Annotated in this window: 13 protein-coding genes; 8 read left to right on the forward strand and 5 right to left on the reverse strand. The window is 64.8% G+C overall.

The genetic code is table 11. The features are described 5' to 3' along the window. Positions 1–114: 114 nt before the first annotated feature. A complete protein-coding gene (locus AC3RCJ_RS23655) occupies positions 115–1,032 on the forward strand; it encodes an MHFG family PEP-CTERM protein (RefSeq protein ID WP_492965244.1) in 918 nt (305 codons plus the stop codon). An 87-nt stretch (positions 1,033–1,119) separates the two neighbouring features. After that, positions 1,120–1,875, forward strand: coding sequence for a hypothetical protein (locus tag AC3RCJ_RS23660; protein ID WP_492964389.1), 756 nt, complete (start codon positions 1,120–1,122; stop codon positions 1,873–1,875). A gap of 27 nt (positions 1,876–1,902) precedes the next feature. On the opposite strand, the gene AC3RCJ_RS23665 is transcribed toward AC3RCJ_RS23660, so the two are convergent. Next, on the reverse strand, positions 1,903–3,264 hold the full coding sequence (locus tag AC3RCJ_RS23665; RefSeq protein WP_492964388.1) for a DNA recombination protein RmuC: 1,362 nt from the start codon (positions 3,262–3,264) through the stop codon (positions 1,903–1,905). 4 nt (positions 3,265–3,268) lie between these two features. Continuing rightward, the gene (locus tag AC3RCJ_RS23670; RefSeq protein WP_492964387.1) at positions 3,269–3,664 is read right to left on the reverse strand and encodes a group II truncated hemoglobin; all 396 of its coding nucleotides are present in this window, start codon (positions 3,662–3,664) and stop codon (positions 3,269–3,271) included. A 132-nt stretch (positions 3,665–3,796) separates the two neighbouring features. Between AC3RCJ_RS23670 and AC3RCJ_RS23675 the strand changes: the two genes are divergently transcribed. Genes AC3RCJ_RS23675 through AC3RCJ_RS23685 form a run of 3 tightly spaced genes read left to right on the forward strand, consistent with a single transcriptional unit; the run spans position 3,797 to position 5,950 of the window. Beyond that, positions 3,797–5,065 carry an MFS transporter gene (locus tag AC3RCJ_RS23675; RefSeq protein WP_492964386.1) on the forward strand — a complete coding sequence of 423 codons (1,269 nt, stop codon included), beginning with the start codon at positions 3,797–3,799 and terminating at the stop codon, positions 5,063–5,065. A 12-nt stretch (positions 5,066–5,077) separates the two neighbouring features. Beyond that, complete coding sequence (locus tag AC3RCJ_RS23680; protein ID WP_492964385.1) at positions 5,078–5,425, forward strand: GIY-YIG nuclease family protein; 348 nt, start codon at positions 5,078–5,080, stop codon at positions 5,423–5,425. Between the two features lie 60 nt (positions 5,426–5,485). Then, the gene (locus AC3RCJ_RS23685) at positions 5,486–5,950 is read left to right on the forward strand and encodes a MarR family winged helix-turn-helix transcriptional regulator (protein WP_492964384.1); all 465 of its coding nucleotides are present in this window, start codon (positions 5,486–5,488) and stop codon (positions 5,948–5,950) included. A gap of 10 nt (positions 5,951–5,960) precedes the next feature. Here AC3RCJ_RS23685 and cqsA read toward each other — a convergent pair whose 3' ends face one another. Beyond that, the gene (gene cqsA / locus AC3RCJ_RS23690; protein ID WP_492964383.1) at positions 5,961–7,205 is read right to left on the reverse strand and encodes an alpha-hydroxyketone-type quorum-sensing autoinducer synthase; all 1,245 of its coding nucleotides are present in this window, start codon (positions 7,203–7,205) and stop codon (positions 5,961–5,963) included. A 166-nt stretch (positions 7,206–7,371) separates the two neighbouring features. Between cqsA and AC3RCJ_RS23695 the strand changes: the two genes are divergently transcribed. Together AC3RCJ_RS23695 and AC3RCJ_RS23700 are read left to right on the forward strand one after the other, a co-directional pair. Beyond that, complete coding sequence (locus tag AC3RCJ_RS23695) at positions 7,372–8,679, forward strand: sensor histidine kinase (protein WP_492964382.1); 1,308 nt, start codon at positions 7,372–7,374, stop codon at positions 8,677–8,679. Between the two features lie 3 nt (positions 8,680–8,682). Continuing rightward, on the forward strand, positions 8,683–9,690 hold the full coding sequence (locus tag AC3RCJ_RS23700) for a response regulator (RefSeq protein ID WP_492964381.1): 1,008 nt from the start codon (positions 8,683–8,685) through the stop codon (positions 9,688–9,690). Here the strand turns inward: AC3RCJ_RS23700 and AC3RCJ_RS23705 are convergent. Continuing rightward, positions 9,687–12,218, reverse strand: coding sequence for an ABC transporter permease (locus AC3RCJ_RS23705; protein WP_492964380.1), 2,532 nt, complete (start codon positions 12,216–12,218; stop codon positions 9,687–9,689). The genes AC3RCJ_RS23700 and AC3RCJ_RS23705 overlap by 4 nt on opposite strands. A 23-nt stretch (positions 12,219–12,241) precedes the next feature. After that, complete coding sequence (locus tag AC3RCJ_RS23710; protein WP_492964379.1) at positions 12,242–13,273, reverse strand: adenosine deaminase; 1,032 nt, start codon at positions 13,271–13,273, stop codon at positions 12,242–12,244. A gap of 582 nt (positions 13,274–13,855) precedes the next feature. Here AC3RCJ_RS23710 and AC3RCJ_RS23715 point away from each other — a divergent pair. Then, a complete protein-coding gene (locus AC3RCJ_RS23715) occupies positions 13,856–15,778 on the forward strand; it encodes a PrkA family serine protein kinase (RefSeq protein WP_492964378.1) in 1,923 nt (640 codons plus the stop codon). Positions 15,779–15,828 lie beyond the last annotated feature (50 nt).

Here is a 15,828-nt window from a genome sequence, read left to right on the forward strand (position 1 = left end):
ACATAAATTGCAATAATTTTATTTATTAGTTGATATTGAAGTTTCTTCGGTGATAACATTCGAACTCGTACAAAAAAGTTCAATTTTGATATTGTTTTCACGAGGAAACTACCAATGAAACACGGCCCATGGATAGCGGGCACCTGCATGCTGGGTGCGGCAGTCATATTTGGCATGTTGTCCCTGGCCCCCTTGCCCGCCAGCGCGAAAGGCATGGCCCGTGCCGACGTGCTCGATAACTGCAACTGGAACCGCCCCGGCGTCGACCCGTTCATGGGCGATGTGGTGGCCGCCGTCGACCGGTATACGGATATCGCGCCGCAGGTGCGCGAACAACTGAAGGAGCGCATGCGCGCGCGCCAGTACGATGAAATCGTCGTGATCAGCCGCGACGCCATCCGCGGCAAGGGCAACTACAACGCGCGCATCAGCGAGATGCATTTCGGCCCTGGCCGCGTGTGCCGCAATGTCACGCGCGCGGGATGGAGCGAGCAGATGCAGGAACGGGGGCTCGTGTATTGCGTGCAGGGCCAGTGCATCCTGGTGCCGACCATCTGCCGCAACGTCAGCCGCATCACGCAGGCGCCGGCCTCGGCGCCGGCGGCGGCAGGCGGTGCCGGCGGCGGCGGTGGCGCCCCGGTTGCCGCCGCGCCCGCCGCCCCGGAAGCGGCAGGCGTGCCCGTGATCGACAATCCCGACGCCTTGCGCGGCGGCTCCTTCACGGGCGGCGCCATGCCGCCCGAGGTGGCCAGCACTCCTTTCCTGCCCTTCGATTATGTGCGTACGGCCGGCGCCATCGCGACACCGGCCGGCATGGGCGGCGGCGGCGGAGGTGGTGGTGGCGGCAGGCCGCCAGACCAGGGCAGCAGCATCATCGTGCCGCCGACCGTGATCCTGCCTACCTTGCCGCCCACCGTCCCGACTGTCTTGCCGGCCGTGCCCGAACCGCACACCTGGGCCATGCTGCTGGCGGGGCTGGCGCTGACGGCCTTCGCCGCCAGCAAGCGCCAGGCCGGCAAGCATGCCGCCTGAGGCGTAGCCAGCCGGCTGCGGACTTGTTACTATGATGCATTCCAGACAAGGACCGCCATGCCCGATATCGATAGCCGTTTGACACGCATGACTGCGCTACGCAGGGAAGGCCGGCATGCGGAAGCGCTGCCGCTGCTGCTGCAGCTGTTCGCCGACGCCGGACGAGTCGTGAATCCGGCAAGGTCGAGCTATTTCATCCCCATGCTGGAGTGGAAGTTTTTGGCCGAGGCCTACGCGCCGGCGTACACCGCGCTGCAGCTGGAGCGTGATGCACAAATACGGCTGCTGCTGTCAGGCGAGCGCGATTTCGGACGCCACGACAGCAGCGTGCCGCCGGCCAGCAACGCGTCCGGGCGCGTATCGCGTTTTTCTCTTATCGTCGAAATGAACGAGACGCTGGGCGATGTCCATTCCACCGCCAACCTGTTCGCCCGGCTGGACGCCAGCGCACCGGAACTGGCGCGCCGGTACGCCTGGCAAGCGCTGCCAGCCGTCGTCGAAACGGGCAATTTTGCGCTGGCGGAGCGCTACCGCTGCCGCGCCCCGCTGGCAGAGCTCGAGACTGTCAATGCCCTGGCCGCCAGCCAGCCCCTGCTTCCTGCGCCGGGCACGGCACCGCGCCTGGCGGCGGAGTTGACGAATCTGGTGAAAGAGGTGTGGATCGCCGCTGCCGTACTGCGCGGCCAGGAACAGGCCGCCGAGGCCGACGCGCTGTGCGCCGCCTTGCTGGCCGGCCTGGCGAATGACGCCATGCGCGCGCTGGCGCGGCGCGAACTCGATGCGCCAGGCAGCATCACCGCTGTAATCGTCAAGCTCCAGATGGAGCAGGAACCACAGGCTTAGCCGGCCCCTGCGGCGAACAGGGCGGTGCTATTCGCCGTCCGCCTTACCCAGTAGCAAGGCGGCCGCCTCGCCCGGCAAGGCTTCCACGGATTTGAGCTTGCGCGCCATCTGCCGGCTGCGCACTTCCGCGCTTTCGATATTTTTCGCCGCCCGCTCCAGGGTCAGCTTGGTTTGCGACAGCACGTCGCCGAACTTGCCGAACTCCGTCTTGACGGCACCGAGCACCTGCCACACTTCGGACGAACGCTTTTCCAGCGCCAGCGTGCGGAAACCCATCTGCAGGCTGTTGAGCAAGGCCGTCAGGGTCGACGGTCCGGCGATGCTGACACGGTGCACGCGCTGCAGTTCGTCGGCCAGGCCGGGCCGGCGCATCACTTCCGCATATAAACCTTCCGTGGGCAGGAAGAGGATGGCAAAGTCGGTGGTCTGCGGCGGCGCCAGGTATTTCTCGGCGATGGTTTTCGCCTCGCCGCGCACGGCCCGTTCCAGCTCGCGCCCGGCCAGGGCCACGCCGTCGGCGTCGGCCCGCTCGGCCGCCTCCACCAGGCGTTCGTATTGCTCCTTGGGGAATTTCGCGTCGATCGGCATCCACACGGGCGGACCGCCCTCGACCATGCCCGGCAATTTCAGGGCAAATTCCACGCGCGCGCCGCTGCCGCGCACGGTTTCCACGTTCTTCGCATACTGTTCGACAGTGAGCACCTGCTCCAGCAGCATTTCCAGCTGCACCTCACCCCACGTTCCGCGCGTCTTGACGTTGGTAAGCACCCGCTTCAGGTCGCCCACGCCCAGCGCCAGCTGCTGCATTTCACCGAGCCCCTGGTGGACTTTTTCCAGCCGCTCCGACACTTGCTGGAACGAGGCGGAAAGCCGCGTTTCCAGCGTCGCGTGCAGTTTTTCATCGACCGTCTTGCGCATCTCTTCCAGGCGCGCGCCGTTGTCGGCCTGCAAGTCGCGGATCTTGTTTTCCAGCGTGGCGCGCACTTCCAGCATGCGCTGCGCATGCGATTCCGTCAGCTGGGACAAGGTTTGATTGGTGCTGTCGGCAAAGCGCGCCAGGCTTTGCGCCTGTTCCTCGCGCCCGACCTTGCCCTGCGCCTGCATCTGCGTGCGCAGGCTGTCGAGCTGTTGCAGGGTGGCCGCCTGGAATTGCGCCAGGCCGGCCGCCAGGTCTTGCCGCGTGGCTTGCGCCGACGCCTGCAGCTGCAGCCGCACTTCGCGCTCGACCCGGTCGATGCGTTCCAGGCTTTGCTGCTGGTGCTGCTGCACCAGCGCCAGGGTGGTGGCGCCGTCGCCGGCCGCGCCACGGGGGCGCAGCAGCAGCAAGAGCAACAGGACGATGGCGGCGATGGCGGCGCCCAGCAGGCTGTAAAACTCGATAGGGCTCATGGGATCAGTCAGCTTTGTTGCGCATCCAGTCGGCCGTCTGGTAGAACGACTCCATCAGGCGCACGCGCAAGGATTCTTCGATGCCCGTGTCTTCCATGGCCCAGGCCATGGCGCGCAGCCACTGGTCGCGCTCGCTGGTGCCTATGGCGTAGGGCAAGTGGCGGGCGCGCAGGCGCGGGTGGCCGAATTTCTCGATATACAAGTCCGGTCCGCCCATCCAGCCCGTCAGGAAGAAATACAGCTTGTCGCGCGAACCTTCCGTCGAAGGCGGATGCATGACGCGGATGCCGGCGAACTCGGGCTCGAGCTCCATCAAGTCATAAAAACGGTCGACCATGTCGCGCAGCACGGGGGCGCCGCCGATGGTCTCGTACAGGGTGGGGGCAGTGGTATCAGTCATGGCCGCCATGATAGCGCAAGCGCAGGTGCCCCACGCGGCGCCTGCGGCCCTTGCCGCAATAAATGGCAATATACTTGACCACTCAAGCTTATATCAACTACTATGCAATTTTTAAACAGGAACAAGACCAACATGCCATCCGCCACAGACACCGATTTGCTGCGCAATACCAACTTCCGCTGGCTGCTGGGCGGCGGCCTCGTTTCCATGCTGGGTGACCAGTTCAGCCTGCTTGCCCTGCCCTGGCTCGTGCTGAGCCTGACAGGCGATAGCCTCAGCCTGGGCATCGCCGTGGCCCTGATGGGGGCACCGCGCGCCGTGCTCATCTTGCTGGGCGGCACCATCGCCGACCGCTACTCGCCCCGGCGCGTGCTGCTGCTGAGCAAATATGCGAACGCCGCCATCCTGCTGGCCCTGTCCGGGATGCTATGGCTGGACCAGGCCAGCCTGGCGCTCGCGTATGCGGCCGCGCTGGCGCTCGGCATCGCGTCCGCCTTTGGCATTCCGGCCGGCACGGCCATCCTGCCGCAAGCCGTGCCTGCATCATCATTGCAGAAAGCCAATGGCTTGCAGATGGGGGTGCGCCAGCTGTCCTTGCTGGCCGGTCCCCTGCTGGCGGCGCTCGTGCTGGGTGCCCACGGTAACGGGCAGCACACCTCCATGGCGGCGCTGGCCGCCGCCTTTGCCATCGATGCGCTGACGTTTGTGTTTTCCGCCTGGACCTTGCGCCAAGTCAAGCTGCAGCCCCTGGCAGCGGCGGCCACGGCGCAAGGCATGTGGCGCGACATGGCGGCGGGCCTGGCCATGGTGTGGCGCGACCTGCCCCTGCGCAGCTGTTATGCCTACTGGGCCGTGGTGGCCTTCTTCGTCATGGGGCCGCTGCAGGTGGCCTTGCCCGTGCTGGCCAGCGAGCGCCTGCATGGCGCCCCGGCGCTGGGCCTGCTGGTGGGCGCGCACGGCGCGGGCACCCTGGCCGGCATGCTGTCCTCCAGCCTGGGCGGCACCTGGCTGCGCCGCCATTTCGGCGCCACCCTGCTGCTCGCCGACGCCATCGTGGGCTGCCTGCTGATGGCGCTGGGACAAATCAGCACGGCCTGGCACGGCGCGGCCCTGCTGGCCGTCACGGGCCTGCTGTCCGGTTACTTGCAGGTGGCCATCTTTACGTGGATACAGCGGCGCGTGGCGCCCGCCATGCTGGGCCGGGCGATGGCTGTGTTCATGGGCATCTTCCTGGGGCTGGCGCCGCTGTCGGCGGCGGCCACGGGCGCGCTGCTGCGCCACGTCAGCGTGGGCGAGCTGTTCTGCGGCGGCGGCGCCCTGCTGCTGGCCGCCGCCGTGGCTGCCGCCCTGTGGACCGACATTCCCCGCATCGCGGGCACCCCTTCGATATCTTCACCTTGAGAAAGCTTCGCCATGGATAAAACACGACAAGCGGCCCTGAAAGCGGCCTACCGGCAACAGGCACCCGCACTGGGCATCATCGCGCTGCAGCACCTGCCCAGCGGGCGCACCCTGCTCGAACGCAGCCGCAATGCGCCCGGCGCGCTGAACCGCCACCGCTTCGAACTCACGCTGGGCACGCACCGCAACGCCGGCCTGCAGGCGGACTGGCGGCGCGACGGCGAGGCGGCGTTCCGCCTTGAGCTGCTCGATACCGTCACGCTGCCCGACGACCCCGCCTTCGATGCGGACGCCGAACTGGACGCCCTGCTGGCGCTGCACCTGGCGCAGTTGCGGGAGCAGGGCCAGGCGCTGTATTGAATTGCCATCGGTTACACTTGCGCACTCAAGCACTTCGCAGCGAATTGAAAGGATGTCATTATGCAACACCCTCCCCCTGCGCCGGACGGCGCCGGCGCGCTGGACTTCTGCCTGCGCCTGGCGCGCGCCCAGGCGCTCATCGTGCGCCGCTTCGACAGCATCCTGGGCAATCTGCATGGCCTGAGCTTTGGCGATTATCAATTGCTGTACCACTTGCAGCGCGCACCGGGCGGCCGCCTGCGCCGCATCGACCTGGCCGAGCGCCTGGCGCTGACGGCGTCGGGCATCACGCGCTCGCTGATGCCGCTGGAAAAGATCGGCCTGGTGGCGCGCCAGGCCGATGCGCGCGATGCCCGCGTCGGCTACGCCGTCATCACCGAGGCGGGACAGGCCCTGCTGGCCCATGCCGACGTGACGGCGCAGGCGCTGGGCCAGGAATTGCTGGGCAGCGCCAGCGCGCAACAGCTGGCACCGCTGTCCATGCTGCTGGCCGGCATCGCCGGCAGCCAGCCCGCCAGCGGCTGAGGCGCCGCCCCTACACCAGCGCCAGCTTGCGCATACGCCGCGTCGATGGCCAGCGCGCCATGCCCACCTCGTCGCGGATGGCGGCGCAGGCGGCCAGCACCCTGGCGCACTCGTCCTCGCGCAAGCCCGCATTCAGGGTCAGGCGCACCAGCGCGCGGTTCTTCGGCGTGGCGGGCGCGCAAAAGACGGCGCCATAGATGCCGTGCCGTTCCAGCGCCTTGCGCAGGATCAGGGTGTCCGGTTCGCTGCCCGCCTCCAGCGCGATGATCTGCTCGGTGCCATCGCTGACGTTGTAGCCGAGATCCATCAAGCCCTGGCGCAGCTGCACGCTGTGGCGGCGCAGGGCGGCGCGACGGCCGTCGGCGGCGCGGATGAAACCGAGCGCCGCATCAAACCAGGCCAGTTCATGCTCGAGCAGGCAGGAACTGAAGATGGCGGGCCGCGAGGCGGACAGGAAATACCCCTTGAAACGGGCGGAACAGGTGATCAGCCCGGCCCGGCCCGCAAAGGCCTTGGCCAGCGAGGCCGTGCGGAAATGCACCCTGTCGGCCAGGCCCAGCTCCACCACCAGTCCCGTGCCCTGGGGACCGTGCGTGCCCAGCGAATGCGACTCGTCGACGATCAGCATGCTGCCGCTGCGCTCGGCGATCTCCACCATGTCCAGCAGCGGCGCCACGCTGCCGTTGGTGCTGTACAGCGCATCGACGACGATGATGCCGGGACCATGCTTGTCGATCTGGCGCTGCAGGTGGGCGCCATCGTTGTGCAGGAAGGCCACGGGCACGGCTTGCGCCGATTGCACGCCTTCCCACAATGAGGCATGCGCCTGCATGTCCAGGTACACGGGAATGCCGGGCCCGGCCAGGCTTTGCAGCAAGCCCACGTTGGCCGCCCAGCCCGACTGCGCCAGCACGCAGGCCTCGCTGCCGAGGAAGTCCGCCAGCTTGCGCTCGAGCCGGTGCTGGCGGCTGCCGTCCTGCAGGAAGACGGACGACATCAGCATGGCGCCGCCGCCCTGCAACACTTGCGCCTGGGCCGCCAGCAGGGCCGCCTCGCCGGCGATATGCAAGTAATCATTACCTGCCAGCATGACCGCACCGGCCGGCATCGCTTGCCACTCATGCAAGTGTTCGCCGCCCAGCAGCTTTTCAATGCGCTCGACATAGTGCTCGTCCATGCGCTGGCGCACGAAGGCCGGCAAGCATTGTTCAGCGTGGACAGCGGCGGAAGACAGGGGGAAAAGGGCGTTCGACATGGAGGACTCCTGGAATGGTTGCGGTGGGAACTACCGCGTCCAACATGCGCGAGCCATCCGGCACGAGATTGATACATCTCAACAGTTAGTGCGATACGGCTCTTTTTCAGGAAGAACACGCCGATCATGTTGTATTGATTCGCCTCAACGAACACGCCCCTCCACCATGACGCATGCGCAGTCCCCGACGGGAAAACGATGGCAAGGCAAGATCTTCCAGCCTTTCCTGCATTTCCACGATGCCATCGAACACACGCCCATGCGGCGTGCGCAGGTGCGCATGCTGGCAGTCATCGGGGCGCTCGGCATGCCCCTGTATTACACGCTGTGGCACTACAGTTTTCCGCAGGAGTACGAATCGCTGGCCCTGCGCGCGGTGGCCGCCGCGCTGTTCCTGCCCGCGCTGTGGCCCGGGCGCTTCAGCAATACCGGCTTCAGCCTCTACCTGTTCCTGGGCCTGACCTTCGAACTGCCCTTCTTTTTCACGTATATGTTCCTGATGAACCACGCGTCGGCCCTGTGGGCGCATTCGCTGCTGGTGGCGCTGGTCGTGCTGTTCCATTTCGATACGCGCATCGCCGTGCTGGCCTACCTGGGCGGCACCGTACTGGCCTGCCTGGCCTTTGCCCTCGCTGGCGATCCCGCCTTCCTGCTCAGCCGCGAGGTATTGCAGCAGTTGCCCGTGCACTGGTTCACGATTGCCGTGCTGTCGGTGGTCAAGGTGGGGCGCCACGTGGGCGCGCAGGAAAAGCTGGCGGGCCTGGCCGCGGGCCTGGGCAGCGTGGCGCACGAATTGCGCACGCCGCTGGTCAGCGTCGAAGCCAATGTGCGCGGCCTGCAACGCCGGCTGCAAGGCGAAGCGCAAGAATTGGTGCCGGACGCCCCCAGCCAGGAAGCGCTGGCGCGCATCCAGTTCGAAGTGCGCCATATGCACCACATGATCGACCTGTTCCTGCTCAGCGCCAGCGCCGTCAACCGCAAGCTCGAAGCGAGCGAAGCGGTGGCCATGCACGACAGCGTGGCGGCCGTCCTGCGCCGCTATCCGTTCACCAGCACGGCGCAGCGCGACATCGTCAGGGTCGATGTACGCGCCGATTTCACCTTTCCCGGCCAATCCGAGCTGTGCGTGGTGATCCTGCTGAACCTGCTGCGCAATGCCTTGAAAGCCATCCAGCGGGCCGGCAAGGGCCGCGTGCGCATCATCATCGATGGCGCGCGCCCCGTGCCGCGCCTGCTGTTCATCGATACGGGCTGCGGCATCGCGCGCAACCGCCTGCCGCTGATCTTCGACCGTTTCTATTCCTATCCCGCGCACAACGGCAGCGGCGTCGGCCTGGCCCTGTGCCGGCAAATCATGCAGGCCTGGCAGGCGCGCATCAGCTGCATCGCGCGGGAAGGCGCCTACACCATCTTCGTGCTGGAGTTTCCGCAACCGGTGCCCAGCCGCTTCCCCCCCATCCACCGCGCGAGGTGACGCATGCAACTGCCCGTCTACACCCATCCCACGCTGACCGTCCTGATCGACGACAGCGACTCTTTCCTGAAAAGCCTGGCGTTCCAGCTCGATCCTGCGCTGGCGCGCAAGACTTTCCACGACACCAGCAGCGCCCTGCACTGGCTGCGGCATAGCCCGCACCCGGGCGACATGCCGCTGCACGTCAACTTCGACACGCAAAACCTGCTGCCCGACCAGTGCAACGTGGCGCTCGACATCGAACGCATCTGGCGCATCAGCGGCCAGGCGCAGCGTTTTGCCATGCCGTCCGTGCTGGTGGTCGACTACTCGATGCCGCAGATGAATGGCCTGGAATTCTGCCAGGCCGTGCGCGACCTGCCCTGCAAGAAAATCCTGTTTACGGGCGCGGCCGATGAAAAGGTGGCGGTGACGGCCTTCAACCGGGGCTTGATCGACCGCTACATCAAGAAGAGCGACGACGATGCGCTCGACATCCTGGAACAGGAAATCCATGCCCTGCAGCGCGAATTCTTCCTGCAACAATCGGACACCGTGCGCGACGTGCTATTGCTGCATGACTACAGTTTCCTGAAAGACGAAGCCCTGGCCGCCGTGGTGCACGAGCTGTGCCGGCGCCATGGCTTCGTCGAATTCTATATTTTCCCGAATCCCGCCGGCATCCTGTTTTTCACGCGCGACGGCCAGGCCAGGCTGATGATCATCGAGACGGAGCGCAGCCTGCACACGCAATATGAAATGGCGCGCGACAGTGACGCGCCCGATTCATTGCTGCTGGCCCTGCTGGAAATGCGCGTGATCCCCTACTTTTCCGACCCCGACAGCGACGGCATGTATTCCAGCCAGATCGGCGAAAACTGGTTCCGCTACTGCGCCGCGCCCCACATCTGCCAGGGCCGCGAACCGTATTTCTGGGCCCTGTTCGACCTTCCCGCGCACCTGCTGGCGCAGCCGGCGCCGTCCTACGCCCAGTTCCTGCGCGCGCAGGCGGGCGACAGCATCGCGTCCTAGGATGCGCGCAAGGTCTGCAAGGGCGGATGCTTGAGTACATTGCGCAAGCCCAGCCAGCCGCCGGCGATCGCGCACAGGGCGCCGGCCAGCAGGCCGAAGGCCCACACGCCGGGCGCGAAGCTCCAGGCGAACTTGAACTGGTACGTGGCCAGGGCCCAGCCCATGGCCGCCGCGCCCGATGCGGCCAGCAAGCCGGCCAGCGCGCCGACGAGCGAGAACTCGATCAGCTGCGCCTGCGCCAGCTGGCGCCGCGTGGCGCCCAGCGCGCGCAGCAGGCCCGCTTCGCGCGTGCGCTCGTCCTGCGACCCCATCAGCGCCGCATACAGCACCAGCAAGCCCGAGGCCAGCGTAAAGGCGAACAGGAATTCGACGGCCGTCACCACCTGGTCCAGCACGCCCTGGATCTGTTTCAATACGCCGCCCACGTCGACCACCGTCAGGTTCGGGTAGTCGCGCAGCAGGGCATTGCCCAGGTCCGCCTGCGCGGGCGGCAGGTGGAACGCCGTGATCCACGTCTGCGGCGTGTCCGCCATGGCGGCCGGATTGAGGATGACAAAGAAGTTGACGCGCATCGAGCCCCATTCCAGCTTGCGCAAACTCGTGATGGCCGCTTCCACGCTCTGGCCGGCGATGTCGAAGCGCAGCTTGTCGCCCAGTTTCAGCTTCAAGGTCTTGGCGATGCCCTCTTCCACCGACGCCTCCGCCGGCGCGCCGGGCTTGTCGCTGAACCACTTGCCCGCCACCAGCTTGTTTTCTTCCTGCATGGCCGCCATCGTCGACAGGTTGAATTCGCGGTCGGCCAGGCCCTTGGCGCGGTCGTCCTCGTAGGTGCTTTCCGTGATGGCGTTGCCGTTCACGGCCACCAGCCGGCCGCGTATCATCGGATACAGCGGGGCGTTGGCCACGCCGGCGCGGGCCAGGCGCGCGGCGATCGGCTCTTTTTGTTCCGGCAGGATATTGATCATGAAGCGGTTCGGCGCGTCGGGTGGCGTGGCGTTGCGCCAGGCCACCATCAGGTCGCCGCGCACCACCGTCAGCAGCAGCAAGGCCATCAGGCCCAGGGCCAGCGACACCACCTGGATCACGGTGGCGCCCGGCCGGCGCTGCAAGGACGTGACGGCAAAGCGCCAGCCCTGGTGCTTGAAAGCGCCGCGCAGGGTTTTCAGCGAGCGGATGCCCAGCCAGCCGGCCAGGGCGAACAGGGCGAAGCCGCCGAGGAAACCGGCCGCCGTCAGCAAGGCCAGCTTGACGTCGCCCGCCTGCCACAGCAGCAGCACGACGAAGGCGGCAATGCCCAGGCCATAGGTGGCCAGGGCCAGCGCCTGCGGCGGCTCCTGCTCGCGGCGGATCACGCGGTTATGGGGAACATTGCGCAATTGCAAAATCGGCGGCAGGGCAAAGCCCAGCAGCAAGAGCATGCCGGTGGCCACGCCCTGCAGCGCGGGCAGCACGGAAACGGGCGGCAAGTCGCTCTGCACCAGCTTGCCCAGCAGCTCGAGCAGCACCAGGTGGCCGCCGTAGCCCACCATCACGCCGACCAGGCTGCCCGCCAGGCCCACCAGTAAAAACTCGATCAGGTACATGGCCGTGACCTGGTTCTGCGTCAGGCCCAGGCAGCGCAGCATGGCGCAGGCATCGAGGTGGCGCAGCATGAAGCGGCGCGCCGCCATGGCCACGGCGACGGCCGCCAGCATGGCCGACAGCAGGCCGACGAGCGACAGGAAACGGTCGGCGCGGTCCAGGGTCGATTGCATCTGCGGGCTGCCCGACTCCAGCGATTCGATGCGCACGCCTTTTATCGACTGCGCCTTGATCCGGCTTTCCAGCCAGGCTTGATATTGCACAAGCTCGGCCGCCTTGGCCGGCGGCGCCGACAGCAGCAGCCGGTATGACACGCGCGAGCCGTTCTGCACCAGCGCCGTGGCGGCCAGGTCGCTCAAGGGCAGCATCACGCGCGGGGCGAAATTGAGGAAGGACGCGCCGCGGTCCGGTTCGCTGGCGATCAGTTGCGTCACCGTAAATGCCTTGTCGCCCAGGGTCAGGGTGTCGCCCAGCTTCGCGTTCAGGCTGGACAGGATCGCCGCATCGACCCACACGGTGCCGGGCGCCGGCACCTGGTCCGTCGGCTGGCCCACGGCATCCTGCGCTTCGCTCGCCTTGGTGGTGATTTTCAGCTTGCCGCGCTGCGGGTAGCCGGGCGAGACGGCCTTGATGGACGCCAGCTGCGACGTCGACTGCTCGCCCTGGCCCGCCTGCGCCATGCTGGGAAAGGTCACAGTGTCGGCCAGGATGAAGCCGCGCTGCTGCGCTTGTGCGCGCCATTCGGCATTGACGGGCTGGTCGGCGCTGATGACCAGGTCGGCCCCCAGCAACTGGTGCGCGTCGCGGTTCAGGCCCGCGCGCAGGCGGTCGACGAAGAAGCCCACGGCCGACAGGGCCGCCACGGCCACGATCAGGGCGACGAGCAGGAAACGCAGTTGCCCGGCGCGCCAGTCGCGGCCGGTCATTTTCAAAGAGAGGCGGAACATGGGCGGCGGGTCTTTATCAGAATTTATTGCGTGGCGCCGTGGGCGGCGGCGTGCTGGGCGAAATACGCATCGACGGTGGCGAGGAAGGCGTCTTTTTCCGCCTGCGGCAGGAAGGCGGCGATGAAACCATTGCGCGCCAGGCGCTGCGCGTGGGACAGGCCCAGCGGCAGCGCGTCGAAGATGGCGTCGAAATTGTCGTTCATGTAGCCGCCGAAATAGGCGGGATCGTCCGAGTTCACCGTCACCAGCAGGCCGGCGTCAAGCAGCTGCACCAGGTTATGGTCGTGCATCTGGTCGAACACGCGCAGCTTGGTGTTCGACAGCGGGCAAACGGTCAGCGCGACCTGTTCGCGCGCCAGGCGGGCCGTCAGGTCCGCGTCTTCCAGGCAGCGCACGCCATGGTCGATGCGTTCGACTTTCAAGTCGTCGAGGGCCGTGCGGATGTAGGCGGGCGGGCCTTCCTCGCCCGCGTGGGCCACCAGGTGCAGGCCCAGTGCGCGGCAGCGGGCGAACACGCGCGAAAATTTCTCGGGCGGGTTGCCCACTTCCGAGGAATCGAGGCCGATGCCGATGAACTTGTCGCGGTGCGGCAGCGCGTCTTCCAGGGTTTCAAAGGCCTCGTCCTCGCTCAAATGGCGCAGGAAGCACAGGATCAGGGCCGCGCTGACGGGGCTGTCCTGGCAGGCGCGGTAAATGCCATTGATGACATCGGCGATGGCCACGCCGCGCGCCGTGTGCGTTTGCGGGTCGAAGAAGATTTCCGTGTGCAAGACGTTATCGGCCTCGGCGCGCAGCAGGTAGGCGCGCGTCATATCGTAAAAATCCTGCTCTTTCAAGAGAACGCTTGCGCCAGCGTAATAAATGTCGAGAAAAGACTGCAAATCCGTAAAAGCATAGGCGCTGCGCAAGTGTTCCACAGATTCATAGCCCAGAGGCACGCCATTGCGTTCGGCCAGTGCGAAAATCAGTTCAGGCTCGAGCGAGCCTTCTATATGGATATGCAATTCGGCTTTCGGCATGCCGCGTACGATCGCGCGCAATGGGGGGTTCATCATGGGAGGTCCTTAAATGGTGACGATAAAAAGGCTGGCGCCCCTGCGGCGCGGGTGCGCCGAGGCGGCAGGCCCGGGCGGGGCGCCATCAAACATGCAGGCATCTTATCGCAAGATGGCGGCCCTCACCGGCGCCGGGCCGCCGCGGCCAGGCATGGCCCGCGTCGGCGCAGGCCTGCAAATTGTCGTATGATGATTATAGAAGCAGTAAAAAGTTCATTGAAATCACTGGAAAATTTGTAGATTTATCCAATTAAATCAATAATTTACACACATGTATTAAGGATATTACGACATATCTTTTGACTTCCTGATCCTTTAGAGCAATAATTAATTTCAAGGGGTAAGGGTAAGTGCTTCAAGCGCTATCAGCACATGAAAAAAAAGCCGGCTGACCACGTCAGCACACGGCATCAAGCGCCAGTTTTTTGGTCCGGGCAATCCGGACTCGCAAAGACAGCCGGGCTTGAAACAACAAGAAAAACGATACGGGGGTAAGGAAAATTCAAGCGGCAAGCCCAGGCGAGTGCCAGGCGGGCGGCCATGGTGACTGGCAGGTTGGTTTTACATTAAAGGACATTTGACATGACCATTTTTGACAACTACGCAGCACGCTACGAGCGCACCCGGGAAGAGGAAATGTCGCTCACCGAATACCTGGCCCTGTGCAAGAAGGACAAGCTGACCTATGCCAGCGCGCCCGAGCGCATGCTGGCCGCCATCGGCGAGCCGCAACTGGTCGACACCCGCAACGACACGCGCCTGTCGCGCATCTTCGCCAACAAGGTCATCAAGATCTACCCCGCCTTCCGCGAGTTCTACGGCACCGAGGAGGTCATCGAGCAAGTGGTCTCGTATTTCCGCCATGCGGCGCAAGGGCTGGAAGAGCGCAAGCAGATCCTGTACCTGCTGGGGCCTGTCGGCGGCGGCAAGTCGTCGATCGCGGAAAAGCTCAAGTCGCTGATGGAACACGTGCCCTTCTATTGCCTGAAAGGCTCGCCCGTCAACGAATCGCCGCTGGGCCTGTTCAACGAGGAAGAGGACGGCACCATCCTGGAAGAGGATTACGGCATCCCGCGCCGCTACCTGCGCAACATCCCCAGCCCCTGGGCCGTCAAGCGCCTGCATGAATACAATGGCGACATCAACCAGTTCCGCGTCGTCAAGCGCTACCCGTCCGTGCTGAAACAGATCGCCATCTCGAAGACGGAGCCGGGCGACGAAAACAACCAGGACATTTCCTCGCTGGTGGGCAAGGTCGACATCCGCAAGCTGGAAGACTATGCGCAGGACGATCCGGACGCCTACAGCTATTCCGGCGGCCTGTGCCTGGCCAACCAGGGCCTGATGGAATTCGTGGAGATGTTCAAGGCCCCGATCAAGGTCTTGCATCCGCTGCTGACGGCCACGCAGGAAGGCAACTACAAGGGCACGGAAGGCTTTGGCGCGATTCCGTTCGACGGCATCATCCTGGCCCACTCGAACGAGTCGGAATGGAAGACGTTTAAAAACAACCGCAACAACGAAGCGTTTCTTGACCGTATCTATATAGTCAAGGTGCCGTACTGCCTGCGCGTGACCGATGAAATCAAGATCTACGACAAGCTGGTGGCCAATTCCTCGCTGGTCAAGGCCCCGTGCGCGCCCGGCACCCTGCGCATGATGGCGCAGTTCGCCATCCTGTCGCGCCTGAAAGACCCGGAAAACTCCAGCATCTTCTCGAAGATGCTCGTCTACGATGGCGAAAACCTCAAGGACACGGACCCGAAAGCCAAGTCCATGCACGAATACGTCGACTATGCGGGCGTGGACGAAGGCATGAACGGCCTGTCGACGCGCTTTGCCTTCAAGATCCTGTCGAAAGTATTCAACTTCGACAACTCCGAAGTGGCCGCCAATCCCGTGCACCTCTTGTATGTGCTGGAACAGCAGGTCGAGCGCGAACAATTCCCGCCAGAACTGGAACAACGCTACTTCTCCTATATTAAGGAGCACCTGGCGCAGCGCTACGTGGAATTCATCGGCAAGGAAATCCAGACGGCCTACCTGGAAAGCTATTCCGAATACGGGCAAAACATTTTTGATCGCTATGTGACGTTTGCCGACTTCTGGATACAGGACCAGGAATACCGCGATCCGGACACGGGCGAAAGCTTCGACCGCGAATCGCTGAACAACGAACTCGAGAAGATCGAGAAGCCGGCGGGCATTTCCAATCCGAAGGACTTCCGCAATGAGATCGTGAACTTCGGCTTGCGCGCGCGGGCCTCGAACGGTGGCAAGAATCCTGCCTGGACCAGTTACGAGAAGTTCCGCACCGTGATCGAAAAGAAAATGTTTTCGAATACGGAGGAATTGCTGCCCGTAATTTCCTTCAATGCCAAGGCCAGCGCCGACGATGCCAACAAGCACGCCGACTTCGTCGCCCGCATGGTGGAAAAAGGCTATACGGCCAAGCAGGTACGCCTGTTATGCGAATGGTACTTGCGCGTACGCAAGTCATCCTAGCCAGGACAGCGGGCGCGCTCCCGCCCGGTCACTGGCGGGGCGCGCAAGAC

Source organism: Janthinobacterium sp. GW822-FHT07H11, from assembly GCF_058798615.1.